1 protein-coding gene is annotated in these 1,192 nt (G+C 59.8%); it reads left to right on the forward strand.

Features of this window, described 5'->3' with window-relative positions; translation table 11 throughout:
* On the forward strand, window positions 1-1,190 hold a 1,190-nt coding region (gene tuf, locus EOS_RS15995), incomplete at its 5' end, for an elongation factor Tu (protein WP_075645345.1).
* Window positions 1,191-1,192: the final 2 nt, after the last annotated feature.

Below are 1,192 nucleotides of genomic sequence, written 5' to 3' on the forward strand. Positions count from 1 at the left end.
TGGCAAAAGGTAAATTCGAACGGACCAAGCCGCACGTCAACGTAGGCACGATTGGTCACGTCGACCATGGCAAGACCACGCTGACGGCAGCGATCGCGACGGTGTTGTCGAAGAAGTTCGGCGGCGAAGCGAAGGCGTATGACCAGATCGACGCAGCGCCGGAAGAAAAGGCGCGTGGTATCACGATCAACACGGCCCACGTCGAGTACGAAACGGCAGCGCGTCACTACGCGCACGTTGACTGCCCGGGCCACGCTGACTATGTGAAGAACATGATTACGGGTGCAGCGCAGATGGACGGCGCGATCCTGGTGTGTTCGGCTGCAGACGGCCCGATGCCGCAAACGCGTGAGCACATCCTGTTGGCTCGCCAGGTTGGCGTGCCGTACATCATCGTGTTCCTGAACAAGTGCGACATGGTGGACGACGCTGAGTTGCTGGAACTGGTTGAAATGGAAGTGCGTGAGCTTCTGTCGAAGTACGACTTCCCGGGCGACGACACGCCGATCATCAAGGGTTCGGCCAAGCTGGCGCTGGAAGGCGACACGGGCGAGCTGGGCGAAGTGGCGATCATGAACCTGGCCGACGCGCTGGACACGTACATTCCGACGCCGGAACGCGCAATCGACGGTTCGTTCCTGATGCCGGTGGAAGACGTGTTCTCGATCTCGGGTCGCGGCACGGTGGTGACGGGTCGTATCGAGCGCGGTGTTGTTAAGGTTGGCGAAGAAATCGAAATCATCGGTATCAAGCCGACGGTGAAGACGACGTGCACGGGCGTGGAAATGTTCCGCAAGCTGCTGGACCAAGGTCAAGCGGGCGACAACGTGGGTATTTTGCTGCGCGGCACGAAGCGTGAAGACGTGGAGCGTGGCCAGGTGTTGGCCAAGCCGGGTTCGATCACGCCGCACACGCACTTCACGGCTGAGGTGTATGTGTTGAGCAAGGACGAAGGCGGCCGTCACACCCCGTTCTTCAACAACTATCGCCCGCAGTTCTACTTCCGTACCACGGACGTAACGGGTTCGATCGAGTTGCCGAAGGACAAGGAAATGGTCATGCCGGGCGACAACGTGTCGATCACGGTGAAGCTGATCGCTCCGATCGCCATGGAAGAAGGTCTGCGCTTCGCTATCCGTGAAGGCGGTCGTACCGTCGGCGCCGGTGTCGTTGCCAAGGTTCTCGAGTAAAA

It is taken from the genome of Caballeronia mineralivorans PML1(12) (assembly GCF_001028175.1).
GTDB classification, from domain to species: domain Bacteria; phylum Pseudomonadota; class Gammaproteobacteria; order Burkholderiales; family Burkholderiaceae; genus Caballeronia; species Caballeronia mineralivorans.